The following is a 24,972-nucleotide window of genomic DNA, read 5'->3' on the forward strand; positions in this document are numbered from 1 at the left end:
ACCCGCGGCTGCTCTTCGGCCTGGCCGGAGGCTCCGACCTCGAGGCGGTGGAGGTCACCTGGCCCGACGGCCGCGCGGAGCGCTTCCCGCCCCCACCGCTGGGCGCTTACGCCACCTTGCGGCGCGGTCAGGGACGGATCGGGGAAGCGACGACCGGCGCACCTCCTCCTGCCACCGTGCCCCCAGGGCCGCCCGGACGCCGGTGACACGGCGAGGCATCCAGACGCTGCTCTGCGCTCTCGGGCTGCTCACACCGGCGGCCGTCGCGGCGCAGCCAGCGCCCGCGGCGGGTGCTGCGCAGTCACCCGCTGCCGCCACCCGCGAGGCGTCACGCGCGCCGCTCCGGACGGTGCCATGGCCCAACCTCGCCGGCCTCGAGCCAGCGGTTCGGCAGGCGTTGCAGCGCGCCTCCACAACGCTCGCCACCGGGACGTCGGACGGGGAGGCGCACGGCGAGCTCGGCCGGCTCTTCCATGCCCACGGTTTCCCGGCCGCCGCCCAGGTCTGCTACGCCAATGCCGCCGACCTTCAGCCGGACGACTTCCGCTGGCCGCACCTGCGCGGGCTGGCGCTCATCGAGGAGCAGCGCCTGGAGGAGGCCGGGGACGCGTTCGCCGAGGCCTTCTCGCGACGGCCGTATTACCCCGCGCTGCTGCGTCAGGCGCGCGTCGCACAGGAACTCGGCGACTTTGCGCAGACGAAAGCCCTGCTCGCGGTCGCCCTCGCGCACTCACCCAACGATCCGGCCCTGCTCGCCCTCCTCGGCGAGCAGGCGGCGCTCGAAGGCGACGATCGCGCCGCGGTCGACCAGCTGTCGCGCGCCCTCGCCGGAGCTCCGGGCGCAACTCGACTGCACTATCCGCTGGCGCTCTCCTATCGTGCGCTCGGCGATGTCGCGGCGGCCGACCGTCATCTCGCGCTGGCCGGGCGGGTCGGTATCGTGCCGCTCGATCCGCTCGCCGACGAGGTGCGCGCCCGACGCGTCGGCGCCACGGCCTGGGACCTCGAGGGACAACGGGCCCTCCAGGCCGGCGACGCTGCCGCCGCGGCGAAGGCCTTCCGCAAGGCGCTCGAAGCCCGTCCTGACGACCCGGAGCTGCGCAACCGCCTGCGCGCCTCCGAGGCCGCGATCCCCGGGGAGAAGAGATGAACGGGAACCTGATCCACGAATCCACGCACTTCACGACCCGTCAGGCATCGGACACGCGCGTGCCGGGTCATCTCATCGTCGCGAGCCGCAACGAGTGCACGTCGCTCGACGGATTCACCCCGGACCAGGCCGCCGATCTCATGCGATGTCTCGTGCGGGCCGAGGCCCTCCTGCAGCAGATTCTCCAGCCCGAGAGAATCTACATTCTCAAGTTCGGCGAGGCGGTGCCGCAGATTCACTTCCATGTCTTTCCCAGAACCGCCCGACTCCTGCAGGCGTACCTCACCGAGGTCGTCGACCGGGAACCCTACAGTGGCGCACGCATCATGGACTGGGCGTGGACGCACCGCGAGTCTGCCGGCTTCGCCGACGAGGAGATTCAGTCCTTTGTCGACGCGGCCAGGGCCCGCCTGGGACCCGGAGGCGAGATCCGTTGACCGCCGGCGATGCACTCGGCATCTCCGTGAACACGGTGCGCAAGCACATCCGCAATCTCTACGAGAAGCTCGAGGTCCATACCCGCTCGGAGGCGGTCGGCAAGGCGCTTCGGGGCGGCTGGATCTGACGGGCGCGCCTCAGCCGGCTTCGGCGCGCCCGGCGAGCCGGCGCACGAGGCCGCTGAAGATCAGGGCGTGCACGGGGTAGAGGGCGTACCAGTAGAGCAGGCCCGCGAGGCCTTTGGGCGCGAAGAAAGCGGTCTGTGCCAGAACGGTCGAGCCGTCGGCTTCGCGGATCTCGAACTGCAGCCAGGCGCGGCCCGGCACCTTCATCTCGGCGCGCAGGCGCAGGAGCGTCGGCGCCTCCACCGTCTCGACGCGCCAGAAATCGAGCGCGTCGCCCGGCCGCAAATCGTCGGGATCGCGCCGGCCACGCCGCATGCCGACGCCCCCCACCAGGCGATCGATGGCACCGCGCACACGCCAGGTCCAGTCCATGAAGAGCCAGCCGCGGCGGCCGCCCAGCTGCAGCACCGACGCGAAGACCCTTTCCGCAGGCGCGGCGACGCGCAGCTCGCGGCGCTCGAGGATCATCCCTTCGCGGTTCTCCAGCCGCACCACCGGGCGGTCTCCCTGACTCGAGGCCAGGGCGTCGCTCCAACTGGTCTCGACCTCGCCGGCGTCGAGCTTCGCCAGGGCGCGGCGCACCGCTTCGGGGTAGCCGACCGGGACGATTCCCGGAAAGAGCCGGCGCGCCGTCGTGTCTCGCACCACGACCTCGTTCTTCAAGCCGTCGATGAGCGGCCGCGCGATCGCCGCCGGAATCGGCGTCACCAGATGGACCCAGAACGAGGAGAGCCGCGGGGTCAGCACGGGCACCGGCAGGAGCCAGCGCCGCAGCCCGCGCTCGGCGGCATAACCGGTCATCATCTCGCCGTAGGTGACGACGTCGGCGCCACCGATCTCGATCACCTCGCCGGCGCTCTCCGGAGTCGTGAGCGCGGCGACTAGATAGTCGAGGACGTTGCGGATCGCGATCGGCTGGGTGCGGGTGAAGACCCAGCGCGGGCAGATCATCACCGGCACGCGCTCGGCGAGGTAGCGGATCATCTCGAACGACAGGCTCCCCGAACCGACCACGACTCCGGCCCGCAGCTCGGTCACCGGCACCCCCGCCTCGCCGAGCGCCGCGCCGGTCTCCTGGCGCGACCGCAGATGGTGCGAGAGCGCCGTCTCCGGGTCGCCCAGCCCGCCGAGATAGACGATGCGCCGGACACCGGCGGCGCGCGCTGCGGCGCCGAACGCCGCGGCGGCCTCGCGATCGCGCCGGGCGAACTCCTCGCCCGTCCCGAGACTGTGGATCAGGTAGTAGGCGACATCGACGCCGGCGAGCGCCGGCACCAGGGTCGCGGGCACCATCGCATCGCCGCCCACGACCTCGACCCGCCCGCGCCACGGCCGCCCCTCGAGCCGCCCGGGGTCGCGCGCCAGACAGCGCACTGCGAAGCCCGCCTCGAGCAGGCGCGGCACCAGCCGGCCGCCGACATAGCCGGTGGCACCGGTGACCAGGATCCGCTGAGGATTCGTCATGTGGAGAGTACGCTCCGCGGAGGCGTCCGGACCGATCGGTCCCAGGTGCGCGAGAGATCGGATCCAGAGCATACTGCCTCGCCGGGCAGGGAAGGGCGCCGGGCGGAACCGCTATCGTCGTGGCGGACAGGGCGCAGCTCGAACGGAGACAGGAAATGACCACCGACATCGTCGTGATCGGCGCCGGAATCCACGGCTGCGCCACCGCCCTGCGCCTCGCCCGGGCGGGCGCGCGGGTGACGGTCCTCGAACGCAGCGTTCCCGGAGCCGAGGCGTCGAGTGCCGCGGCAGGGATCCTCTCGCCCGGCGTCGAGGCCCAGCACGGCGGACCTCTCCTCACCCTGGCCCAGGATTCGATGCGCCGCTGGCCGCGCTTCGTCGAGGAGCTCGAGGCGGCGACCGGGATCGACCTCTTCTTCCGCGCCAACGGCACGCTGCGCATCGTTTTCAGCGCCGCCGAAGCAGCGGCCTGGCGCGCCGACCTGCCGCGGCTGGTCGCCCTCGGCGTCGCCGCCGAGTGGCTCGACGGGCCGGGTCTCTGCGCCCTCGAACCAGCTCTTGCCGCGAGTGTCCAGGGTGGCTTTCTCTTCCGGGGCGAAGCGTGCCTCGATCCGAAACCGCTGCTGCGCGCGCTCGCCCTCGCGGCGGCCGGCGCCGGGGCCCGCTTCGTCACTGGTCGGGTGCGGCGCATCACGATCGAGCGGGGCCGGGTCGCCGGCGTCGACCACGACTCGGGACACATCCCCGCCGGCGCCGTACTGCTCGCCGCGGGCGCCTGGGCGGGCCTCGTCGAAGGCAGTGGCCTCCCCGCTGGCGCCGTGCGCCCGGTACGCGGCCAGATGGTCGTCCTCGAAGGTCGTGCGCCGGGACCACCGGTCCCTGCGGCCCCTGCGATCGCCTCGCGTGTGGTCTTCTCACCCAAGGGCTATCTGGTACCGCGACCCGACGGGCGCGTGCTCTGCGGCTCGACGATGGAAGAGGCCGGCTTCGAGAAGGCCGTGACCGCCGGCGGCCTGCTGCACATTCTCGGGATGGCCGTGGAGACCGCTCCCCGCCTCGCCACGGCGCCCTACCTCGAGTCGTGGTCGAACTTCCGACCGGCCACCGCGGACGGGCTTCCCGTCCTCGGTCCGGGCGCGGTGCCCGGCCTCTTCTACTCGACCGGACACCACCGCCACGGCATCCTGCTGGCGCCGGCGAGCGCCGATCTCGTCGCCGCGTGCCTCCTCGGCGCGGCGCCGGAGCTCGACCTCACGCCCTACTCGGCGGCCCGGCTCGGCTGAGCGCCGCCCGACATTCCTGCGCCGCGGGCGCCGCCGGCGCTGGCGGCGGCGAAGGCCCGCTCCATGCGCTGCGGCGCGGCGAGGCGGTCGAGCTCGAGATCGGCGCGCGACCAAGAAAAGGCCAGCCGGCGGTCGACGGCTGCGGCCTGGATCTCCTTGCCCTGCCGGCGCAGCGCCGCGGCGAGGCCGGTGAGCGCCCAGCCGTTCTCCGGGTTGCGCTCGAGGTCGGCGCGGAAGTGCGCCTCCGCTGCCTCGTTCCGACTGGCCTCGAGCAGCAGCGGGCCGAGCATGTGACGCACCGGGAAGTACCAATCGCTCGGCTCGTTGTAGCGCAGCCCGTCTTCGACCGTCACGGCTTCCGCGAGCTTCGCGACTGCGGCGTCCCAGTCGCCGCGCGCGCGCGCCAGTTCGGCGGCGGCCAGGCTGCGCGCGATCTGCGCCAGGGCGGTCACCGGATTGAAACCCTGGAACGCCTCCGCTGGCAGAAGGGCATATAGGCGTTCGGCCTCGGCGCTCTCCTTCCCGGACTCCTCGAGGTTGCCGAGACGCGCCTGGGCGATGGCGCGCGCCACGTGGGTCACCGCCGTGGCGTAAGCGAACTCGGCGGGCGGCATCGGCTCGGCGAGGACCCCCTGCCAGCGCCCGAAGCGCACCAGCGTCCAGACCGGGTAGGCGAGCCAGCCGTCGTAGCCCGGCATGGCGCGCAGCATCTCGGCCGGCAGGCGCGCCGCGGTGTCGCGAGCGGCGCCGTAGGCTGTCGCGCTCCTGCCCTCCATCTGCGCCGCGAACCAGAGGAACTGATGATTGTGCGCGGCATACATCGGATAGATCATGAAGTTCCCGGCTCTGGGCAGGTAGGCGCCGTCGGCGGCCACCGCGCGCTCGTTGGCGAGCGCCGAGTCGGCGTAGCGACCGACGCGCTGGAAGATGTGCGACGGCATGTGCACGAGGTGGCCGGCGCCCGGCATTCGCGTGCGCAGGCGCTCCGCCGCCGCCACCGCGCGCTCGGGAGTCTTCGACGCCTCGACCGCGTGAATATAGAGATGGCAGAGACCGGCATGATCCGGCGCTTTCGCGAGCGCGCCCTCGAGCAGCGCCACGATCTCCGGGGTCCACTCCTTGGGCTCGCCGCCGGTCGTGTAGAGATCCCAGGGATGCAGGTTGAGGAGCGCCTCGGCGGCGAGATAGGCGACGTCGACATCGTTCGGGTGAGACTTCGCCACGGCGCGCATCGCGTCGGCGTACGCCAGGTCGAGTGCCGCCTGGCCTTCGGGCGTCGCGGGCGCAGGGTCACTGTAGCGCCGGGTGACCGCCTGGATGAGCGCGCGTTCGACCGGCGTCGCCGACCCGGCGCGTCGCAGCCCCTCCGCCGCCGCGGCGGCGGCCGCCACGGTGCGCTCCGGCGTCGCCGGGAAGTTGATGTGCGGCCCCAGCGCCATGGCGACTCCCCAGTTGCACATGGCGCAAGTGGGGTCGATCTCCACCGCGGCCCGGAACGCCCGCTCGGCCTCCTCGACGTTGAAGGCGAACATCAGCCGCAACCCCTGGTCGAAATAGCGCTGCGCCGCGGGCAGGTAGGTGGAGATCGTGCGATGGTGGTCGCCGAGGTTGTCGAGGATCGGGGCCGTCCGAGACTCCCCGGTGCCCGCCAGCGAGCCGTTGGCGTGACCCTGGGCAACGGCGGCGAGGCAGGACGCGATAGAGAGAAGGGCGAGAAGAGCGCAGTGTCGGCGCATGGAACACCTCCTGGAGGTGAATCCTAGGCAAGCCCCCGCCGGAGGCAATACTCACTTTCGTGAGCTGCGGGCTCTGACCATCGTGGGACCGAACCCTTGCAGGACGAGGTTCGAGGGGTCGACTCCCGCCGGCGCGCGGTCCGGACCGATGAAGGCACCGGCTGGTAAAGTGGCGGCGAATGCCGACTGCTACCCCCATCGATTTCGCCAAAGAGCTCAATCCGGATCAGTTCGCCGCCATCACCCACGGGGATGGGCCGCAGCTCGTCCTCGCCGGCGCCGGCTCCGGGAAGACCCGCGTCATCACCTATCGCGTCGCCTGGCTCGTGCAGGAGCGCGGTGTCGACCCGGCCTCGATCGTCGCCGTCACCTTCACCAACAAGGCGGCGGGCGAGATGCGCGACCGCGTCGAGCGGCTGGTCAACGTCTTTCCCCTGCCGACTTTCGTCGGCACCTTTCACCGCTACGCCCTGACGCTGCTGCGCCGTTACGGCGAGCGCGTCGGGTTGCCGCGCGATTTCGCGATCCTCGATACCGACGACCAGAAGCGCCTGGTGGTTCAGGCGATGGCCGCCGAAGGGGTGTCGGAGACGAGCTTCCCGCCGCGCACGATCCTCGCGGCGATCTCGGGCGCCAAGAACCGCCTGCTCTCGCCGGCTCAATACGAACGTGAAGCGAAGGACTTCTTCGAGCAGCGCGTGGCGCGCGTTTACCGCCGCTACCAGTCTCTGGTCGCACAGGCCTCGGGCGTCGACTTCGACGACATGATGAGCCTCGCGGTGAAGCTCTTCACCGAGCACAAGGAGATCGCCGACCGCCTGCGGCAGCGCACCCGCTACCTGCTGGTCGACGAGTTCCAGGACACCAACCAGGCGCAGCTCACCCTGGTCTCCGAGCTCGCCGGGGCGAACGGCAACCTGACCGCCGTCGGCGACGAGGACCAGGGCATCTATCGCTGGCGCGGCGCTGACCTCACGCACATCCTCGAGTTCGAGCGCCACTTTCCCGGCGCCGCGGTGCGCAAGCTCGAGCGCAACTACCGCTCGACCGGCATCATCCTGGATGCCGCCAACGCCGTGGTCTCGAACAATCAGCTGCGGCGGGGCAAGAAGCTCTGGACGGCCGCGGGCCGCGGCCAGCCGATCGCCCTTCATCGCGCCGGCGACGAGCTCGAGGAGGCGGCCTGGGTGGTCGAAACCCTGACCCGCCTGCGCGGCCAGCACGCGCTCTCGGACATGGCGATCCTGGTGCGCACCAACGCCCAGACGCGAGCTTTCGAGGACGAGTTCTTCCGCCACCGGATTCCGTACACCATGGTCGGCGGAGTGCGCTTCTACGAGCGCGCCGAGATCAAGGACCTGGTCGCCTATCTCCGCCTGCTGCGCAATCCGCGCGACAGCTTCTCGCTGTCGCGGATTCTCAACGTTCCGCCGCGCGGCATCGGCAAGACCACCGCCGCCATGCTCGACGAGCGGGCGGCGAAGCTCGGCGCCACTCTCTGGGACGTTCTCGAGGTCGATCCGCTCGAGAGTTTCCCGGCTCGCGCCACGACCGCGCTGCGCGCTTTTCGGGCGCTCATCCACGAGCTTCGCGCGACCGCCGAGGAGCTCCCGCTGCCGGCGCTCCTCGACGAGCTGCTGGCGAAGACCGGCTTCACCGACATGTTCCGGCGCGACAACGAGGAGGAGCAGGCCAAGCTCGAGAACATCCGCGAGTTCCTCTCGGCGGCACAGAACTTCACCGAGTCGAAGAGCTACGGCAGCGGCGAGGACGAGGACCTTCTCACCGCTTTCCTCGATCACGTCGCCCTGGTCTCCGACCTCGACGCCTGGGACGGCGAGCGCGGCGTCAGCCTGATGACGCTGCACAGCGCCAAGGGTCTCGAGTTTCCGGTCATCTTCCTGCCCGGTCTCGAGGACGGCCTCCTGCCACACTGGAATTCCCAGGGCAAGAGCGAAGACCTCGAGGAGGAACGGCGGCTCTTCTACGTCGGCATGACGCGGGCCAAGGAGCGCCTCCACCTCTCCTGCTGCCGGCGCCGCCGGATCGCCGGCGTCTACCAGGACCAGCGCGAGTCGCCGCTCCTCGCCGAGGTGCCGGAGAGCCTCCTTCAGGCTTCCGCGAGCCCCCGGATCTACCAGACGGAGCGCACTCGGCCGATCGAGGAGTTCTACGGCCGGCCGGCGGCCGCCCCCCCTCTGCCGGCCGCCGGCACTCGCGGCCCCAAGCGCGGCAGCCGCGTCCGCCATCCGACCCTCGGCCAGGGCGTGGTGCTCGAGCTCGAGGGCGAGGGCGACGACGCCAAGTTCACGATCTTCTTCGAGCGCGCCGGCAAGAAGAAGCTGATCGCCCGCTACGCCACGCTCGAGCTGCTCTAGCGCGGCAAGTGCCGGCTCAGTGCGCGGTGCGCGCCAGGAACTCTTCGCGCAGCAGGGCGTAGAGGTAGTTGTCGATCCGGCTGCCGTGGAGCGAGAAGTAGCTGCGCAGACGCCCTTCGCGGAGAAATCCGAGCCCCTCGAGGACGCTCGCCGAGCGCTCGTTCTCGACCGAGCAGCGGGCTTCGAGACGCTCGATGCCGACCGCCACGAAGAGCTCCGGGAGGAGCTGACCGAGCGCTTCCGACATCAGACGCATCCCCTGATACTCGGTGGCCAGGGCGTAGCCGATCTCGGCCAGGCCGTGCTCCCAGGAGAGGATCGCGAGCGTGATCCAGCCGGCGGACTCGCCGTCGACCAGAACGATCCACTGGAAGCGCTCCCCCCGCCCGCGGTAGAGATCCTCCATGCGCTGGCGCGCGAGGTCCGCCCGCAGCTCGCCGACGGACGACTCCTGCAGCGGCTGGTGGCGCCGCACCGACTCCTCCGCCCGCCAGGCGAAGAGACTCCCGGCATCGCCGGGCAGCGCCGCACGCAGGGCCACGCGGCGTTGACGGGGTTCGCGGTTGGCCACCATGGGGAGATCCTATCCAAGCGCGCGTTCGGCTTCGGTGGTGGGGGCACTCCGGCACTCGGGAATCCAGGAAAAATTGGTGACAGTTACCAATTTCCTGTAGTTGGGCGCGAAGACCCCGCCACGGTGAGTCTGGAAATTGGAAACTGTCACCAATTTTTCCCCGAGCGCCCCTGACCGGCGAAAGTTGGGGACATATTGCGGCCGCTCGGGAGCTTGGGCGGCCCACGGACAGCGAAGCCGCTATGTGTCCCCGGCCGAGAGTGAGGGATGATCCGGCGGTGCCGAGTCTGCCGCCCTTCGTCGACGACCGTCCCCGCGACCACGCGGTGCCGGAGGGTCACCTGCGCTATCGCCTCGACATCGCCTACGTCGGCGCCGGCTACGGCGGCTGGCAGCGCCAGCCGAACGCCGACACCGTGCAGGCGCGCGTCGAGGCTGCGGTCGGGGAGCTCGTCGGCGAAGAGGTCGCCGTGGTCGGTGCGAGCCGGACCGATGCCGGCGTCCACGCCCGTGCCCAGGTGGCGCACGTCGATCTCGGCCGGCCGTTCTCGCTCCGGGGGCTGGTCCACGGCACCAATCACCTGCTGCCGGCCGGCATCCGGATTCTCGCCGCGCGAGTGGCGCCCGAGGGCTTCCACGCCCGCTTCTCGGCAACCGCCAAGGAGTACGCCTACCGCATCCGGCCGGGACGCTTCTTGCCGCCGGCGCTCGCGCCGTTCGTTCTCGCCGTCCCCGCTCGGCTCGACCTCGAACGCTTGCAGGCAGCGACGCTGCGCCTGCCGGGGAGGCACGACTTCTCCTGCTTCGCTCTCGCCGGTGGCAGCCACCGCTCCCCCGTGCGCACGCTCTTGCGGGCCGCCTGGGAGGAGGAGGACTCCGGCCTCACGCTGCGAATTACGGGCGACGGCTTTCTGCGCGGCATGGTGCGGAGCCTCGTCGGCACCCTGCTCGAGGTCGCCCTCGGCCAGCGCTCCCCGGACGGCCTCGCGGCGCTGCTCGAGGGCGGCGACCGCGGCGCCGCCGGACCGACCGCCCCGGCGCACGGACTGACGCTCGAACGGATCGACTACCGGGCCGGGGGATAGGGCCGGCGCGAGGGTCCGGCGACCACACGCTGTGGTAGCTTGGATCGAATGTCCGAGCCGCTGCTGCGGGTAGAACCCGGATCGCTGGAAGAGACCCTGCTGCGTCAGGTCGACCGCAGCCGGTTGCCGCGCCACGTCGCCATCATCATGGACGGCAACGGACGCTGGGCCGGCAAACGCTTCCTGCCGCGCATCGAGGGTCACCGCGCCGGCGTTCAGGCGGTGCGCGAAACCGTCGAGAGCGCCGCCCGCCTGGGGGTCGAGGTCCTGACCCTCTACGCCTTCTCGATCGAGAACTGGAAGCGGCCGCGGCACGAGGTCTGGACGCTCATGAACCTCCTCAAGGAGTTTCTCCGGCGCGAGATCCGCACTCTGGTCGACAACGACATCCGGCTGCACATCGTGGGCCGCTGGCGCGAGCTCGACCCGTCGGTCGTCGCCACTCTCGAGGAGGCGCTCGCCCGGACCGCCGGGGGCAGGCGCATGGTGTTCAACATCGCGCTCAACTACTCGGGCCGCTGCGAAATCGTGGACGCCTGCCGGAGGCTCCTCGACCGGCGAGCGGCGGGGGAAGCGATCGAGCTCGACGAGGCCACGCTTTCGGGCGCGCTCGAGACCGCCGGGCAGCCGGACCCCGATCTGCTCATCCGGACCTCGGGCGAGATGCGGGTATCGAACTTTCTGCTCTGGCAGATCGCCTACTCCGAGATCGTCGTCACTGCGACCCTCTGGCCCGACTTCCGGCTGCGCCATCTCCTCGAGGCGATCGTCACCTTCCAGGGACGCGAACGCCGTTTCGGAGGCCTCGATGCCCCCCCCGGCCCGGCCGCGGAGAACGGCCGCAGCGATGGCAGGGATGGCAGCGTCGCCGGCGCAGAACGCAGCGAGCGCTCCGGGGAGGCGGCGACGCCGAATCCCTCCGCCGCCACCGCGCAGACCTCCAACCCGAGCTGACACCGAAAGAGCGGAAGCCATCGATGAAACGTCTCCTCACGGCCGCCATCGGCGTGCCTGCCGCCCTCTTCGCCGTCTTCCGCTTTCCCGAGTGGGCCTTCCTCCTCCTGCTGCTGGTGGTCTTCGAGTGGGCGGCGATCGAGTTCCTGGCCATGGTGCGGCCGCTCGCGCCGCAGGCCCCCTGGCGCCTCCTCTTGGTCACCGCCCCGCTCGCTGCGGTGGCGGTCGAGCGGGCGCTTGCGAGCGGCCTCGCCCAGGGCTCGCGGCTCGACGCGCACTGGCTGCTGGCGCTCGCGGCCGCGATCGCGATCGTGCCGCCGGTGGCGGTCCTCGTCACCCGCACACCGATCGAGCAGGCGGTGCCGGCGTCGGCCATCCTGGGCTGGGCCACGCTCTACTTCGCCGCGCCGGTTGCGAGTCTCGTCCTCCTGCAGCAGCGCGACCCATGGATCTTCTTCCTGCTGCTCGCTATCGTCTGGCTCGGCGACACCGCCGCCTACTACGTCGGCTCGACCTGGGGAAGGCACCGCCTGGCGCCGGTCGTCTCTCCGAAGAAGTCGTGGGAGGGGGCCATCGCCGGGCTCGCGACCTCGCTCGCTGCGACCGCCATCTGGTCGCTCTGGCGGCAGGGGGCCGTCGATCCGGCGCTCCTCGCCGTCGGCCTGGTGACGGCGATCGCGAGCCAGTTCGGCGATCTCGTCGAATCGCTGGTCAAACGAGCCGCGAACGTCAAGGATTCTGGCGCCATCCTGCCCGGGCACGGCGGTATGTTCGACCGCTTCGATGCCATGTTCCTCGCGGCACCGGTCATGCTCCTCGCGCTCTGGGCGGCTCGCGTCGAGCTCACGCGATGATTCAGCGCCTCGCGCTGCTCGGCGCCACCGGCTCGATCGGCGACTCCACGGTCGAGGTCGTCCGGCATCATCCCGGGCGCCTCGCGATCTCGACCATCGGCGCCCTGGGCAGGAATCCCGAGGCGCTGCTCGCGCTGGCACGGGAGTTTCGCCCGCGGCTCATCGCGGTCGTCGACCCGAAGGTAGCGCGCGACATCCGGCCGGAGCTGCCTCCCGGAGTCGAGATCGCCGCCGGGCCCGAGGCCCTCGTCGCCGCCGCCACGCACCCCGCGGTCGACAAGGTCGTGGCGGCCATCGTCGGGGCCGCGGGCCTTCCTCCGGTCGCCGCGGCGCTCGCGGCGGGCAAGTCGGTCGCCCTGGCCAACAAGGAGTCGCTGGTCGTCGCCGGCCGGCTGCTGACCGACCTCGCGCACGCCAACGGCGTCGAGATCGTGCCGATCGACAGCGAGCACGTCGCCCTTCACCAGGCTCTGCGTTGCGGCACCCGCACGGAGGTTCGGCGGCTCGTCCTGACGGCCTCCGGTGGACCGTTCCTGCATCGCGATCCGGCGACCTTCGCGTCCATCGGCAGAGAGGAGGCGCTGCGGCATCCGACCTGGTCGATGGGCGCCAAGATCAGCATCGACTCCGCGACCCTGGTCAACAAGGGGCTCGAGCTCATCGAAGCGTCGCACCTGTTCGGCGTCCCGCCCGAGGCGATCGACGTCGTCATCCACCCGCGCTCCCTGGTGCACTCCATGGTCGAGTTCCGCGACGGCTCCTGGATGGCGCAGCTCTCGGTCAACGACATGATCTTCCCGATTCAATACGCGCTCGCCTATCCCGAACGTTGGCCGAACGAGTTCCCGCGCCTCGCGCTCGCCGAGCTCGGCACGCTCGAGTTCCTGCCGCTCGACAACCGGCGCTTCCCGGCGGTCCAGATGGCGCGCGCAGCGCTCGCCGCGGGCGAGAGTGCGCCGGCCGTCCTGAACGCCGCCAACGAGGTGGCCGTCCACGCCTTCCTGGACGGCCGGATCGGCTACACCGACATCCTCGCCATCATCTCGGACGTCCTCGAGAGCCATCGCCCGGCGGGGGTCGCCGACCTCGAAGCGGCCCTCGAGTGGGATCGCTGGGGACGCGAGCGCGCCGCCGGGGCGCTTTCCAAGCGCTCGCGGTAGAGATAGTCTCCAGCGCCCCATGCTCCACCTCCTATCCAATACCGCCGCCTTCATCTTCGCCCTAGGCGTCATCATCTTCGTCCACGAAGCCGGCCACCTCCTGGTCGCCAAGGCCTTTGGAATGAAGGTGCTCGCCTTCTCTCTCGGCTTCGGGAAGCGCCTGTTCGGCTGGCAGATCGGCGAAACCGAGTACAAGGTCTCGCTGGTGCCCCTCGGCGGCTACGTCAAGCTCTCGGGCGAAGAACCCGGGGAATCGACCGACGACCCGCGCGACTTCCTCAACCAGCCGCGCTGGCAGCGCATCCTGGTCTATCTCGCCGGCCCACTGATGAACGGCGTGCTCTCGATTCTGCTGATCGCCGGGCTGTTCATGGTGGGCATCGAGGTGCCGGCGCTGCAGAGCGTGCCGTCGGTCATCGGCACGGTCGAGCCGGACTCGCCGGGCGCCGATGCCGGCCTCCTGGCCGGCGACGAGATCGTCGCCATCGACGGCCAGAAAGTGAGCCGCTGGCAGGACGTGGCGTTCACCGTCCTCACCGGCATCGGCAAGCCTCTCGAGTTCGAGATCGAACGCGATGGCGAGCGCAGCAAGGTCCGCGTCACGCCCGAGAAGCCCGCGGACTTCGACTTCGGCGACGCCGGCATCTACCCGAAGCTGCTGCCGCGGATCGGCGACATCGTCGCCGGCGGGCCCGCCGAGGCCGCCGGATTCCGCCTCGGTGACGAAGTGCGAAGCCTCGATGGGCGCCCCCTGGGAAGCCCCGCCGACTTCGTGGACTACATCGAGAAACACACCGGGACGGCGGTCGTGGTGGAGGTCCTGCGCGCCGGCGCGCTCACCCACCTCTCCGTGGTGCCGGCGGATCAGGGCGGCAAGGGGCGCATCGGCGTGCGGCTGACCGTCGCGCAGCGCTATCCACCGCTCGCGGCGCTGCGCGAAAGCGTGCGCTTCAACTACGACATTGCCAAGCAGACGCTGGCGGTCATCGGCAAGATCTTCAAGCGCGAAGTGGCGGCGAAGAGCGCGCTCGCAGGGCCGATCGAGATCGCCGCCCAGTCCGGCGCCGCGGCGCGCACCGGGTTCAAGAACCTGCTCTATCTGATGGGGGTTCTGAGCCTCTCCATCGGACTGTTGAATCTCTTCCCGATCCCGGTGCTCGACGGCGGTCAGATCACCATCCTGCTGATCGAGAGCGTGATGCGCCGCGATCTCTCCATGGCCGTCAAGGAGCGCATCGCCCAGGTGGGGCTCGCGCTAGTGGTGCTCTTGATGGTCACCGTTCTCTACTTCGATCTCTCCAAGAACCTGCTCGGCAAGTAGTTCCGCGCGTTTTCAACTCGGCGCCCGACAGGCCTCTTGCCCGGGGTCCTGTCTGGCCAGCTTCCCGGCGTTTCCGGGGACACATAGCGGCTTCGGCGCCCGTGGGCCGCCGAAGCGCCTGAGCGGCCGCAATATGTCCCCAACTTTCACCGGAAAGAAGAGCTGCCGACCAGGGGCGCTCTGGCGCTCGGGAACCCAGGGTGGGCGACCACGCTTCAAATAGGAGCCCGCCCTGGGTTCCCGAGTGCCGGAGTGCCCCCGCACCGCTGCTCGACGGGAGGGGACACATAGCGGCTGGAGATCCCGCTGGCCGCCACGGAGTTCGAGCGGCCGCAATGTGTCCCCGAATGCCTACCTAGATCAAACCGCGCAGGATCGCGAGGTCGCGCGCGTGCCCGAGCTCGTCGTCCCCGAACGGCGTCTCGAGGATCATCGGTGCGTGGCGCAGACGGGGCTCGGCAAGCAGACGTCGGAACGGCTCGACCCCGAGACAGCCTTCTCCGAGGTTGGCGTGGCGGTCCTTGTGCGACCCCAACGCTCCGACCGAATCGTTCAGGTGGACCCCGCCGACGAGGTCGAATCCGAGATGAGCGTCGAGCTCGGCCAGGAAGTCGTCCCAGCCGGCAGCGCTGTCGATGGCGTAGCCGGCGGCGAAGGCATGACAGGTGTCGAGGCAGATGCCCAGCCGATCCCGGCTCGCGGCGCGCGACCGGATCGCCCCCAGATGCTCGAGCCGGCTGCCCAGTACCGTCCCCTGCCCGGCCGTGATCTCGAGCAACACACGGGTGGGGCAGTCGCCGAGCCCGGCGTCCACGGCATCGAGCGACCGGGCAATGGCCGTCAGGCCCTCCTCGACCCCGGTTCCGAGGTGCGCCCCGGGGTGCACCACCAGCGCCGGGACACCGAGCGCCGCACAACGACGCAGCTCGTCGGCGAGGGCGGCGCGCGACTTCGCCAGGATCTGCGGATCGGGTGCAGCGAGGTTGATGAGATAGGCCGCGTGCGCGACGACCGGCCCGATCGCGCTCGCTGCGTGCGCGGTGCGAAAGGCCAGGGCGTCCTCCGGCAGCAGCGCTTTGCTCTGCCACTGGCTCGGGCTCTTGACGAAGATCTGGAGCGCCTCGCAGGCCAGATCGGTGCCCCGCCGCACGCCTTCGGCGAGCCCCCCGGCTACCGAGACGTGCGCGCCGAGAAGCGGGGACTGTCCCCGCTTCTTTGGGGACTGTCCCCGATTCTCTGTCGTCTTCATGACCCCACTCTAGCTGCAAGGCACCTCGGTTCGATCGGCGGGCGCCTGCTAGACTGCGCTCACCGTGGCTGGGCGTTTCGTGCGGCTCGTACAAAGTCTGCTCTGGGGAGTCGTGCTGCTGGCGGTTTTCGGCGCCACGGCCTATCTCTCGTTCAACCTGTTCGTTCGGCGGGGGGCGATGACCGTGCCGGAGCTCGCCGGCCTCACCGCCGAGGAGGCCTCCCGTCTGCTGGTGGACCAGGGTCTGCTCTTCCGCGCCGCCGAACCCGCCGGGCGCTGGAACGCCGAGGTCGCTGAGGGCCGGGTCATCGAGACCCGTCCCCGCGCCGGCGGCTTCGTCAAGCGCGGCAGCGCGGTGGAAGTCGTGCTCTCCCTGGGAGTGCGGCAGGCCAGTGTGCCGAATCTCGCCGGCAAGGCGATGAGCGCTGCCCAGCTCACTGTCCAGTCCGAGGGGCTCGTGCTCGGCGACACGCTCTCGATCGCGAGCTCAGCGGGTGAGCCCGGAACGATCGTCGGCCAGGACCCGCCTCCCGGAGCGAGCGTCCCCGCCGGCACCCGGATCGACCTGCTGGTTGCGCTGGACGCTCCGGCCGACACCTTCGTCATGCCGGATCTGGTCTATCGGCGCTACGAACCGGTGCGCAACTACTTCGAGGGCGGCGGCTTCCGCATCGGCGCGGTCAAGTTCGAGCCCTACGAAGGCATCTCGGACGGCACGATCCTGCGCCAGAATCCCCTGCCGGGGCACCCGCTCCGTCGGCGGGACGTCATCTCGCTCGTCGTCGCCGCCGCCCAGGGAGCCCTGCCGTGATCGAAATCGCCCCTTCTCTCCTCGCTTCCGACCTCGCGGATCTCGCCGGCGCTGCCCGGATCTGCGAGGCCGGCGGGGCCGACGTTCTCCATGTGGATGTCATGGACGGGCATTTCGTGCCCAACCTGACGATCGGTGTCCCGGTGGTCGCGGCGCTGCGCCGCCACACCCGTTTGCCGCTCGACGTCCACCTGATGGTCGCCAATCCGGAGCGTCTCCTGGGCGATTTCCTGAAGGCCGGGGCTGACCGGATCAGCGTTCACTGGGAGGCCGCGACCCACCTCGACCGCCTGCTCGCCCAGATCCGGGAAGGCGGCGCCCAGGCGGGGATCGCGCTCAACCCGGCGACGCCGGTCGAGCTCCTTTCCGATATCCTGCCGTCGGCCGACTTCGTGCTCCTCATGTCGGTCAATCCGGGATTCGGCGGTCAGGCGTTCCTGCCTTACGTGCTGGACAAGGCGCGGCGCTTGCATTCGTCGATCCTGGCGCGCCGACTCGACCTCTTCCTGGAGATCGACGGGGGCATCGGGCCCGCCAACATCCGCTCCGTGGCCGAAGCCGGGGTGCGCACGCTGGTGGCAGGATCGGCGGTTTTTGGCGCCCCCGATCCGGTCGCCGCACAACAGCAGCTGCGAAAGCTCGCGGAGGGTAGCGCTTGAACTCAAATCTGATCCGGCGGCTCACGGCGCTGGCCATCGTCCCGGTCCTCTCGGTCCTGGCGGTTTCCTGCAAGTCGAACATTCAGAACGACCCGATCCTCCGGCTGTCAGCCGCCGAATCGCTGGCCGAGGGCAAGCGGCTGTTCGAGCTCGAGAAGTTCGAGAAGGCGCGGCCCTATTTTTCGCACGCCTTCGAAGTCGAGCCCAATTCGAGCTCGGGCCGCGAGGCCCTGCTGATGGTCGCGGACTGCTACTCCCTCACCGGCAGCACGGCCGACCTGATCCAGGCGGAGGCCAAGTACCGGGACTTCCAGAACCGCTTCCCGACCAGTGACCGCGCCGCGTACGTGCAGTTCCAGATCGCTTCGTCTCTCGCACGTCGGATCGAGCGCGCCGACCGCGACCAGGCGGCGACGGTCAAGGCGCGGGAGGCGCTCGAAGAGCTGATCCGCCTCTATCCGACCAGCGAATACGCCGAGAAGGCCCGCGCCGAGCTGGTGATCGTGATCGACCGGCTGGCCGAGCACGAGTTCGTCGTCGGACGGTTCTACCAGCGCTACGGCGTTCCGGGAGCCACGGTGGCCCGCATCGAAGGCCTGCTCAAGAACTTTCCGGGCTACTCCGGTACCGACGCCGCGCTCTACTACCTCGGCCTCGCCTATATCGACCTGGCCCGCCCGGAGGACGCCGCGACGACGTTCGCCCGGCTGCGGGAAGAGCACCCCGAGAGTCGCTACGTCCGGAAAGCCTCGAAGCAGGGCTGACCTTGAAGACCCGTCGGAGGCTCGCCCGCCTTTGCGCCGCGACCCTGCTGGTGATGGCGGGCGGCTGCGCGGGCAGCGGGCCCTACTGGAGCCGCGAGGATCGGGGTGCGGCCCAGGCCCAGGAACGGGAAGAGCGCATTACCCGCCTCGAATCGCAGCTCGCCCAGGAGCAGGGGCGAAACGCCGCCCTTCAAGCCGAGGTCGATCGGCTCGGTCGCGAAGTCGCGCAGTTGCGGCGACCGGAGGCGCCGGAAGCGGCTCCTCGCGCGGTCCCGCCGCCTTCGGGTCTGGAGGCCGTCGAAATGGCGCCCGTTCCCGGAATCGGGGAGCGCCAGGAGATCGAACAGAGCGACCTCGAGCTCCCCGTTGAGCCAACTGCGGCCGCCGAGGAGCCGGGCAGCCCCGTCCCTGCCCCTGCCGCGACGTCGGCGACTGCCCTTCCCGCCGATGCGTCGAGCGCCGGCCTCTACGAGCGCAGCCTGGAGCTGCTCGAGCAGGGGCGCTCCGCAGAGGCCGAAGCGGGGTTCACCCGGTTTCTCGTCGCGAATCCGGTCTCCGACCTGGCGGACAACGCCCAGTTCTGGCTCGCCGAATCGGCGCTGCGGCGGATGGACACCGCCCTCGCGCTCGCCGGGTTCCGGGCCGTCGTCGAGAATTACCCCGAGGGCAACAAGATTCCGGACGCCCTGCTCAAGGTCGGATTCTGCCTCGCCGAGCTCGGCGACCCGGAGTCGGCGGCGACGGTTTACCGCGAGCTCCTGGAGCGCTTTCCCGAGACCACCGCAGCTGACACTGCGCGGCAACGGCTCGGCCCCCGCTAGGGCAGTTCCGGCGCGCAGCTAACCTCAAGAGGATACGTGGGTTCCGTGGAGAAAGCACTTGACACTGTGCACACCCGCGAGTACCCTTCGGGCAAGTCTTGGACGCAACGCGCCAGCTGGAAACGGCTTCTGGAGGTCGACCCGTGGCAAACCGCCATCTAACGGTATTCGCGCTGCTCGGTACTGTCGTATTCGCTGGCGTGGCTTTGGAGGCGGCGGACACCCCGCCGGCCAACCTCAAGCTGGTGAACGGACACTGGACGGCCTGGGATCCGCCGCCGACGCCCGAGGGCGCAAGAGTCCACATCGTCGTGCCGGGAGATACCTTCTGGGGTCTCGCGGCGACGAATCTCGGCAATCCCTATCTCTGGCCGCAAATCTGGGAGAAGAACCAGTATGTTCGCGACGCCCACTGGATCTACCCCGGCGACCCCCTGATCCTCGACCTCTCGGTCTCGGGGGCGGAGGCGGTCGGAGCCGTGGCGACCGATGAAGGAGCGACCGAAGAGGTGGCCGGGATGGGCGAGGGAGCCGAGGCGGAAGCCTCGGCGGCGGACGGGAGTCCGGCGGGCACGGGCGCAGCGGCGACGATTCGCGGCGTCGCTCCGGCCGGTAAAGGATCCGTTCCGGTGCCGCTCGGCAGCCAGGATGACATCTACTGTTCGGGTTTCATCGGCGCGCCGGACGAGGTCTTCGGCTACTCGGTGATCGGGTCCGAGTACCAGGTGCTCTCGCCGCAGCTCAAGAACCCGGTCTACGGCCAGGTCGAAGGGCTCTACGGGACTGTCGATGCCGTCAAGTACAAGCTGACCGCGGGCGACATCATCTACATCGACGGCGGCCGGGCAGCCGGCCTCTCTGCGGGCATGCAGTTCACCGCGGTCGGCAGCGGCAGGATCGTCCGGCATCCGGTCTCGAACGACGAGCTCGGCCGCCAGTACAGCTACGCCGGCCGCATCCGCGTGCTCTCCGTGCAGGAGAACTCGGCGATCGCCGAGATCACCCAGAGCTGCGACGGCATCCTCGTCGGAATGGCGCTCAAGCCCTTCGAACAGGAGCCCGTGCCGCTTGCGCGGCGCAGCCCGACGCGACCAGCCAGTGAGCCGGCGAGCGCCGAGGCTCTGGCGAGCGCGGCGGTGATCGTCTCCTCGCCGGTCGATCTCGTGACCCTGGGGCAGGACCATCTGGTCTTCATCGACCGCGGCGAGGACGACGAGGTCCTGCCCGGCGACATCTTCACGATCTACCGCATGAACCGCCCGGCGCATCCGCCGGTCGTTCTGGGCGAGCTCGCGGTCCTGTCCGTGCGGGCCCACACGGCGGTCGCCAAGATTCTCGAGTCGCGCTATCCGGTCTATGTCGGAGATCGTCTCGAGCGCAAGTGAGTGCCGCCGCGGCTGCCGCCCGCCCGTCGCCCCGCTGACTGCCGGACCGGCGGGGGGGTGTCGGCTTGCGGGCAGGGACGATTTGCGATAGATTTCCCGCTCTCGCAGGGTGAATCAGCTGTGAACCGACAAAACTACAACGGCAGACTCAACCAGATCGTCGATGAGTTGGTAAGCCAGGGACTCACCCTGGAGCAGGCTCGTCAGGAATTCGAACGGCAGTTCATCACGGCCTCCCTGCGGTCCAACGACTGGAACTACTGTCGCTCGGCGCGCAGCCTCGGAGTCCATCGCAACACCCTGCGCAACAAGGTTTCTCACTTGGGCATCAGCGGCACCGAAGGCAAGGGGAAGGCCTCCACTCCCCGCGTCGGCTTGCGGCGACAGTTCCCCAAGGTCTGACCCGAAACACCCGAAAAAACCAACCACACACGACATGAACCATGGCCGCTCCCCTCGCGGGAAGCGGCCCATTCGTGGCCATTACCGGCCGCGCCTGCCCGTTCCACACGGAGGCGACTCATGCCCACATCTCCATTCAGACGATTGACCCGCCGCATGATCTGGAGTGCCAGCGCTTCGATCACTTTGCTGTTCCTGACCTCCACCTCGAGTCTGCCGTCGGTTCCGGTGCCCCCGACCGGTTACTCGCTCGACCTCGACACGATCTTCGCCCGCCCTGCCGGTCTGGATCTCGCCGCGGCGACTGTGCCGCCCGCTCGCCCCGCGAGCTCCGACCAGTTCCATCTGAATCCGCGCGGCGAGCGCAGCCGTCCAGCCTCGGATCTCTACCTCGATGGGTTGCCATTCGGACGCGAGATCCGCGGCGCCGCGCAGCGCTACGAACTGGATTCGCTTCTGCTCGCTTCGATCGTCGAGGCGGAATCGAGCTTTCGCGCCGACGCCGTCTCCGTCAAGGGCGCCCTCGGTCTCATGCAGCTCATGCCGCTGCATTTCGCCCCGCTCGATCCGGCGATCGCCCCGATCGACCCGCTCGACCCGGCGGTGAACCTGAATCTGGGGGCGCGTTATCTGCGCGATCTGCGCAAGCGCTACGACGGCGACCTGGAGCTCGCGCTGGCGGCGTATCACGCCGGCCCTGGAACGATCGATCGATTCGGTGGATTTCCGCCCTACCGTGAAACCGAGGCCTATGTCGGCCGGGTGCTCAAGCTCTACAGCGAGCACCAGCGGGAAGCTGGCGCCGCGACCTCCGCCGGGTCTTCCTCCGCGTCATCTGCGGGCAGTCTGCCGCGGACGCGGCCGGAAACCCGGCTCGGCTCCTAGGCCCGTTTCCCGGTCTCGGAGTCGGTTCCGTCTTCGTCGCCCTTGAGGCCCTTCTTGAAGTTCTTGATCGCCTCGCCGAGTCCCTTGCCCAACTGCGGGATCTTCGAGGCGCCGAACAGCAGCACGAGGATGACGAAAATCACCAGCAACTCAGGAACTCCGAGCGATCCCATCGCGGGAACCTCCTCGATGCCGAGCGCGCGACGAAGCGTTCGCCGCGCGCCGGTCAACTGCTTTCACTTTAGCAGAAGCGCCCGGAAGCGGGCCCGGTGGCCCACCACCCGCGCAACGGGGGGACGCTCGCGGCCGTCTCCGGCAAAAGCTCGAGATGCGGCAGGGCGCGCGCCAGGGTCGGCGCGATCAGCGGTACGTGCCGCGGATTGCCTTGCGCCGCGAAGCGCGCGAACGTGCCCGCGGCCTTGAGCGTGCGCTGCACGACCGCCCGCGAGTAAGCCTCGTGCCCCGGGCTGCCTCGCCAGCGGTGCGGCAGGATCGCCGCCTCGCGGGCCGGATCGGGGAAGAAGCTGTCGTTCAGCAGCGAGGCCAGATCGTAGGCGGGGGGCCCCAGCCGAAGATCCTGGAAGTCGATGACCGCGACGCCCTCCACCACAGGCATGAGATTGCGCGCCATGTAGTCGCGGTGGCAGGGCACGAGCGGATCGCCCCCGAGGCGCGCGCAGAGCTCGTCGAGCGCGGCGCGAAAATCGCGCCGCGCTCCGGGAAGCGCCGTGAGGCCTGCGGGATCGAACAGGAACTCGAACGTCGGCTCGAGCTCGCGGCGCAGCAAGGCGCCGTCGAGGGGGGGGCACCCGAGGCGTGCCACCTCGCCCGGGTCCAGCCCGGCGATCCGCTCCGCGCTCTGCGCCGCGGCGACGAAACCGGCGGTCTGCTCGTCCGCGCTGCGGTCGCCGACCTCGAACAGTGTCGCGGCGCCCAGATCCTCGACCAGCATCCAGCCGCGCCCGGGGCTCGACCCGCGAATCTCCGGCACGCGCACCCCGGCATCGGCGAGAAGCGTCCGCGCGGCGACGAAGCGCGCCATCGTCGCGCGGAGGCTTTCGGGGTAGTACGCCGCGAGCAGCGAAGCGCCCCCTTCGAGGACGATCCGGAAGTAGCGCCGCTGCGAGAGGTCGCCCGCGAGCGCGGTGGAGCTGCGCGCGCCGATTCCCAGCTCGTCCAGCCAGTCGTCGAGATCCTTTGCGTTCACGGGCCGGAAAGGTAGCACAAGCATCCGTTTGACAGCGCTTTCTGGCGCGCCCGATAATCCAACCCGATTCGGAGAGGATCGTTACCTGAATGGACGAGCGACGCCGCACCTTCATGCGCGAACTGGAGCGCGCGCTTCTCGAGGCGATCTCGGAATCGGCCGAGGTCCATCGCACGCTGCATCGGATGCACAGCGAAGGTTATACGCTGCAGCTGTTTCTCGACTGTCAGCCGGCCGGCGCCCCCGAATCCACGACTGCCGATCCTGCCGCCGACCGCGACCCCTGCAATACCCTCGTGCCGGCAAGGACCGGGAACCGTGCCGAGACCGGCGTGAAGGAGCCAGCATTCCGCATCAACAGCGAAGACCTCACCCTCCTGCGGGCACTCGGGATCGATCCGACGCGCAAGAGCCGCGCACGCAAGTAGAGTCCAGAGCGTGACCGTGGACGACTCCACCCCCGAGCCGCTCGTCGGACTCGATCGTCCGGGACTCGGCGAGCGTCTGGGCGCGCTCGTCACGCGTTCCTTTCAGATCGACCAGATCTACGACGCGCTCTACCTGCGCGGCGTCACCGACTTCTCCGAGATGACCAACCTCTCGCTCGCGCTGCGCCGCGAGCTCTGCTCAAAGTTCTCGCTCGGGCTCCCCGAGGTCGCCTCGCGGCAGGCCGGGGCCGACGGCACGACGAAGTTTCTCCTCCGCCTGCGCGACGGCGCTTCGATCGAGACCGTCGACATTCCGGACACCAAGCGGCGAACGCTCTGCATTTCGAGTCAGGCCGGGTGCGGACTCGCCTGCGCCTTCTGCGTGACGGGATACTGGGGAGCGGGAAGGAATCTCTCGGCGGGCGAGATCGTCGGCCAGGTCCAGCTCGTGCGCAGGCTCCAGGAACTTCCCGACACCCTGAATCTCGTCTTCATGGGCATGGGCGAGCCGCTGCTGAATCTTCCGGCAGTGCACACCGCGCTGCGACTGCTCTCCGAGCGTATCTCCTGGCGACGGATGACCGTCTCGACCGCCGGGGTGATACCGGGTATCGACGCAATCGGAACCTGGGAGCGCCGCCCCAACCTCGCCATCTCTCTGCATGCGCCCGACGACGCGCGGCGCAGCGAGATCATGCCGATCAACCGCAGCTATCCGTTGGCGGACCTGCTCGACGCGCTGCGCCGGTTTCCGCTCGAACCGCGGCGCCGGATCACCGTCGAGTACATCCTGCTCGCCGGCTTCAACGATCGTTCCGCCGACGCCGTCGCGCTCGCCCAGCTGCTGCGCAAGATACCGGTCAAGGTCAACCTCATCCCGTTCAACGCCGATCCGGTGCTCGGCGACCGATTCGAGCGCCCGGACGACACGGTCGTGACCCGCTTCCAGGAGACACTCATGGCGCGCAACCTGACGGCGACGGTTCGCCGCACCCGGGGGGAAGATGTCGGTGCCGCCTGCGGCCAGCTCCGCGCCTTCGCCCGGCCGCCCCGCGCCCAGACGGTGCGTCCCGGCGGCGGCAGTCGTCAGACCTCCTGATCCGACTCGCCGTCCCTCCGCCAGATCAGGCTCAGATTGCGGCCCGCGGCTTTGCCCTCGCGGCGATAGCTCTCGAGTGTCCCAGGGTGGCACGCGGTGCAGGCGGCGAGCGTTCGCACTTGTGCGACGCCGCCGCGGGCGAGCTCCGCCGCGGCCGCGAGCTGCAGGTCGAGGTGCGGCCGGCCGCGCGGTCCGGGGGAACGCACGGCCTCCGAGCTTCGGGCGACGACCGCATCCGCCACCTCGTCTCCTACCTCGTAGCAGCAGGGGCCGATCGCCGGACCGATCCAGGCGACGACCCGGCCGGGGTCGTCGAACCCCGCCAACGCCGCCGAGATGATGCCGCCCACGAAGCCCCGCCAGCCGGCGTGAACGGCGGCGACGCGACCGCTCCCGGCGAGCAGGATCGGCACGCAGTCGGCGGTGACGACGACCAGCACGAGGCCGGCCTCGGTGGTCTCCAGAGCGTCCCCCTCGCCGCAGGAACCGGCGTGCGCGGCGAGAACGGTCGCGCCGTGAACCTGGCGCATTCGGGCCGCGCGACGGTTTGCTCCGACCCAGGCCGCGGGGAGTGTCGCTCCGCGCCCGCGGTCGGCGCTGCGCCCGACGAACCGAACCTCCGCCGAAGGTGAGCTGTCGCGCCAGCCGGGGATTCCAGCGACGCATTCCGGCTCGACCGCGAAGCGGCGCCCACCGTTGCGATCGGCCTCTCCCATCGCGCGATTCTAGCCACTTCGAAC

At 70.0% G+C, this 24,972-nt stretch carries 26 protein-coding genes; 19 read left to right on the plus strand and 7 right to left on the minus strand.

Features of this window, described 5'->3' with window-relative positions:
* The 3 genes from KBI44_05700 to KBI44_05710 form a co-directional block, all read left to right on the plus strand.
* A partial coding sequence (locus tag KBI44_05700; protein ID MBP9143958.1) for an ASPIC/UnbV domain-containing protein occupies nt 1–206 on the plus strand: 206 nt, incomplete at its 5' end.
* Nucleotides 203–1,150, plus strand: coding sequence for a hypothetical protein (locus tag KBI44_05705; GenBank protein MBP9143959.1), 948 nt, complete (start codon nt 203–205; stop codon nt 1,148–1,150). The genes KBI44_05700 and KBI44_05705, both read left to right, overlap by 4 nt.
* 145 nt (nt 1,151–1,295) lie before the next feature.
* Complete coding sequence (locus KBI44_05710; protein ID MBP9143960.1) at nt 1,296–1,715, plus strand: response regulator transcription factor; 420 nt, start codon at nt 1,296–1,298, stop codon at nt 1,713–1,715.
* A gap of 10 nt (nt 1,716–1,725) precedes the next feature.
* On the opposite strand, the gene KBI44_05715 is transcribed toward KBI44_05710, so the two are convergent.
* Nucleotides 1,726–3,177 carry a DUF2867 domain-containing protein gene (locus KBI44_05715; protein MBP9143961.1) on the minus strand — a complete coding sequence of 484 codons (1,452 nt, stop codon included), beginning with the start codon at nt 3,175–3,177 and terminating at the stop codon, nt 1,726–1,728.
* 155 nt (nt 3,178–3,332) lie between these two features.
* Here KBI44_05715 and thiO point away from each other — a divergent pair, with 155 nt between their 5' ends.
* Nucleotides 3,333–4,460, plus strand: coding sequence for a glycine oxidase ThiO (gene thiO / locus KBI44_05720; GenBank protein MBP9143962.1), 1,128 nt, complete (start codon nt 3,333–3,335; stop codon nt 4,458–4,460).
* On the opposite strand, the gene KBI44_05725 is transcribed toward thiO, so the two are convergent.
* Complete coding sequence (locus KBI44_05725) at nt 4,436–6,196, minus strand: hypothetical protein (protein MBP9143963.1); 1,761 nt, start codon at nt 6,194–6,196, stop codon at nt 4,436–4,438. The genes thiO and KBI44_05725 overlap by 25 nt on opposite strands.
* Nucleotides 6,197–6,375: 179 nt before the next feature.
* Between KBI44_05725 and KBI44_05730 the strand changes: the two genes are divergently transcribed.
* Nucleotides 6,376–8,574 carry a UvrD-helicase domain-containing protein gene (locus KBI44_05730; GenBank protein MBP9143964.1) on the plus strand — a complete coding sequence of 733 codons (2,199 nt, stop codon included), beginning with the start codon at nt 6,376–6,378 and terminating at the stop codon, nt 8,572–8,574.
* Between the two features lie 16 nt (nt 8,575–8,590).
* Here the strand turns inward: KBI44_05730 and KBI44_05735 are convergent, their stop codons facing one another.
* Nucleotides 8,591–9,148, minus strand: coding sequence for a GNAT family N-acetyltransferase (locus KBI44_05735; GenBank protein MBP9143965.1), 558 nt, complete (start codon nt 9,146–9,148; stop codon nt 8,591–8,593).
* Between the two features lie 278 nt (nt 9,149–9,426).
* Here KBI44_05735 and truA point away from each other — a divergent pair, with 278 nt between their 5' ends.
* The 5 genes from truA to rseP are packed head-to-tail and all read left to right on the plus strand — an operon-like array spanning nt 9,427 to nt 14,522.
* The gene (gene truA, locus KBI44_05740) at nt 9,427–10,233 is read left to right on the plus strand and encodes a tRNA pseudouridine(38-40) synthase TruA (GenBank protein ID MBP9143966.1); all 807 of its coding nucleotides are present in this window, start codon (nt 9,427–9,429) and stop codon (nt 10,231–10,233) included.
* Between the two features lie 48 nt (nt 10,234–10,281).
* On the plus strand, nt 10,282–11,187 hold the full coding sequence (gene uppS, locus KBI44_05745; GenBank protein MBP9143967.1) for a di-trans,poly-cis-decaprenylcistransferase: 906 nt from the start codon (nt 10,282–10,284) through the stop codon (nt 11,185–11,187).
* A 23-nt stretch (nt 11,188–11,210) separates the two neighbouring features.
* The gene (locus KBI44_05750) at nt 11,211–12,041 is read left to right on the plus strand and encodes a phosphatidate cytidylyltransferase (GenBank protein MBP9143968.1); all 831 of its coding nucleotides are present in this window, start codon (nt 11,211–11,213) and stop codon (nt 12,039–12,041) included.
* Complete coding sequence (locus KBI44_05755; GenBank protein ID MBP9143969.1) at nt 12,041–13,201, plus strand: 1-deoxy-D-xylulose-5-phosphate reductoisomerase; 1,161 nt, start codon at nt 12,041–12,043, stop codon at nt 13,199–13,201. The genes KBI44_05750 and KBI44_05755 overlap by 1 nt, the downstream gene beginning before the upstream one ends.
* Before the next feature lie 19 nt (nt 13,202–13,220).
* Nucleotides 13,221–14,522, plus strand: coding sequence for an RIP metalloprotease RseP (rseP, locus tag KBI44_05760; GenBank protein ID MBP9143970.1), 1,302 nt, complete (start codon nt 13,221–13,223; stop codon nt 14,520–14,522).
* Nucleotides 14,523–14,877: 355 nt separating this feature from the next.
* Here the strand turns inward: rseP and KBI44_05765 are convergent, their stop codons facing one another.
* Nucleotides 14,878–15,771 carry a deoxyribonuclease IV gene (locus KBI44_05765; GenBank protein MBP9143971.1) on the minus strand — a complete coding sequence of 298 codons (894 nt, stop codon included), beginning with the start codon at nt 15,769–15,771 and terminating at the stop codon, nt 14,878–14,880.
* 79 nt (nt 15,772–15,850) lie between these two features.
* Here KBI44_05765 and KBI44_05770 point away from each other — a divergent pair, with 79 nt between their 5' ends.
* The 7 genes from KBI44_05770 to KBI44_05800 all read left to right on the plus strand — a co-directional run bounded on the left by KBI44_05770 (nt 15,851) and on the right by KBI44_05800 (nt 21,498).
* A complete protein-coding gene (locus tag KBI44_05770; protein ID MBP9143972.1) occupies nt 15,851–16,582 on the plus strand; it encodes a PASTA domain-containing protein in 732 nt (243 codons plus the stop codon).
* Nucleotides 16,579–17,241, plus strand: coding sequence for a ribulose-phosphate 3-epimerase (rpe, locus tag KBI44_05775; protein MBP9143973.1), 663 nt, complete (start codon nt 16,579–16,581; stop codon nt 17,239–17,241). The genes KBI44_05770 and rpe overlap by 4 nt, the downstream gene beginning before the upstream one ends.
* A complete protein-coding gene (gene bamD, locus KBI44_05780; GenBank protein MBP9143974.1) occupies nt 17,238–18,005 on the plus strand; it encodes an outer membrane protein assembly factor BamD in 768 nt (255 codons plus the stop codon). Before rpe ends, bamD begins: the two co-directional genes overlap by 4 nt.
* Before the next feature lie 2 nt (nt 18,006–18,007).
* The gene (gene ybgF, locus KBI44_05785; GenBank protein MBP9143975.1) at nt 18,008–18,826 is read left to right on the plus strand and encodes a tol-pal system protein YbgF; all 819 of its coding nucleotides are present in this window, start codon (nt 18,008–18,010) and stop codon (nt 18,824–18,826) included.
* A gap of 200 nt (nt 18,827–19,026) precedes the next feature.
* Nucleotides 19,027–20,211, plus strand: coding sequence for a LysM peptidoglycan-binding domain-containing protein (locus KBI44_05790; protein MBP9143976.1), 1,185 nt, complete (start codon nt 19,027–19,029; stop codon nt 20,209–20,211).
* Between the two features lie 120 nt (nt 20,212–20,331).
* Nucleotides 20,332–20,613 carry a hypothetical protein gene (locus tag KBI44_05795; GenBank protein ID MBP9143977.1) on the plus strand — a complete coding sequence of 94 codons (282 nt, stop codon included), beginning with the start codon at nt 20,332–20,334 and terminating at the stop codon, nt 20,611–20,613.
* 156 nt (nt 20,614–20,769) lie between these two features.
* Complete coding sequence (locus KBI44_05800) at nt 20,770–21,498, plus strand: lytic transglycosylase domain-containing protein (GenBank protein MBP9143978.1); 729 nt, start codon at nt 20,770–20,772, stop codon at nt 21,496–21,498.
* Here KBI44_05800 and KBI44_05805 read toward each other — a convergent pair.
* A complete protein-coding gene (locus KBI44_05805; protein MBP9143979.1) occupies nt 21,495–21,671 on the minus strand; it encodes a twin-arginine translocase TatA/TatE family subunit in 177 nt (58 codons plus the stop codon). The genes KBI44_05800 and KBI44_05805 overlap by 4 nt on opposite strands.
* Before the next feature lie 68 nt (nt 21,672–21,739).
* A complete protein-coding gene (locus tag KBI44_05810) occupies nt 21,740–22,705 on the minus strand; it encodes a phosphotransferase (protein ID MBP9143980.1) in 966 nt (321 codons plus the stop codon).
* Between the two features lie 89 nt (nt 22,706–22,794).
* Here KBI44_05810 and KBI44_05815 point away from each other — a divergent pair, with 89 nt between their 5' ends.
* On the plus strand, nt 22,795–23,133 hold the full coding sequence (locus KBI44_05815; GenBank protein MBP9143981.1) for a hypothetical protein: 339 nt from the start codon (nt 22,795–22,797) through the stop codon (nt 23,131–23,133).
* Nucleotides 23,134–23,143: 10 nt separating this feature from the next.
* Nucleotides 23,144–24,232, plus strand: a complete 1,089-nt coding sequence (gene rlmN, locus KBI44_05820; protein MBP9143982.1) for a 23S rRNA (adenine(2503)-C(2))-methyltransferase RlmN — start codon at nt 23,144–23,146, stop codon at nt 24,230–24,232.
* Here rlmN and KBI44_05825 read toward each other — a convergent pair.
* Nucleotides 24,220–24,948 carry a polyphenol oxidase family protein gene (locus tag KBI44_05825; protein ID MBP9143983.1) on the minus strand — a complete coding sequence of 243 codons (729 nt, stop codon included), beginning with the start codon at nt 24,946–24,948 and terminating at the stop codon, nt 24,220–24,222. The genes rlmN and KBI44_05825 overlap by 13 nt on opposite strands.
* Nucleotides 24,949–24,972: the final 24 nt, after the last annotated feature.

Source organism: Thermoanaerobaculia bacterium (assembly GCA_018057705.1).
Taxonomy (GTDB): domain Bacteria; phylum Acidobacteriota; class Thermoanaerobaculia; order Multivoradales; family JAGPDF01; genus JAGPDF01.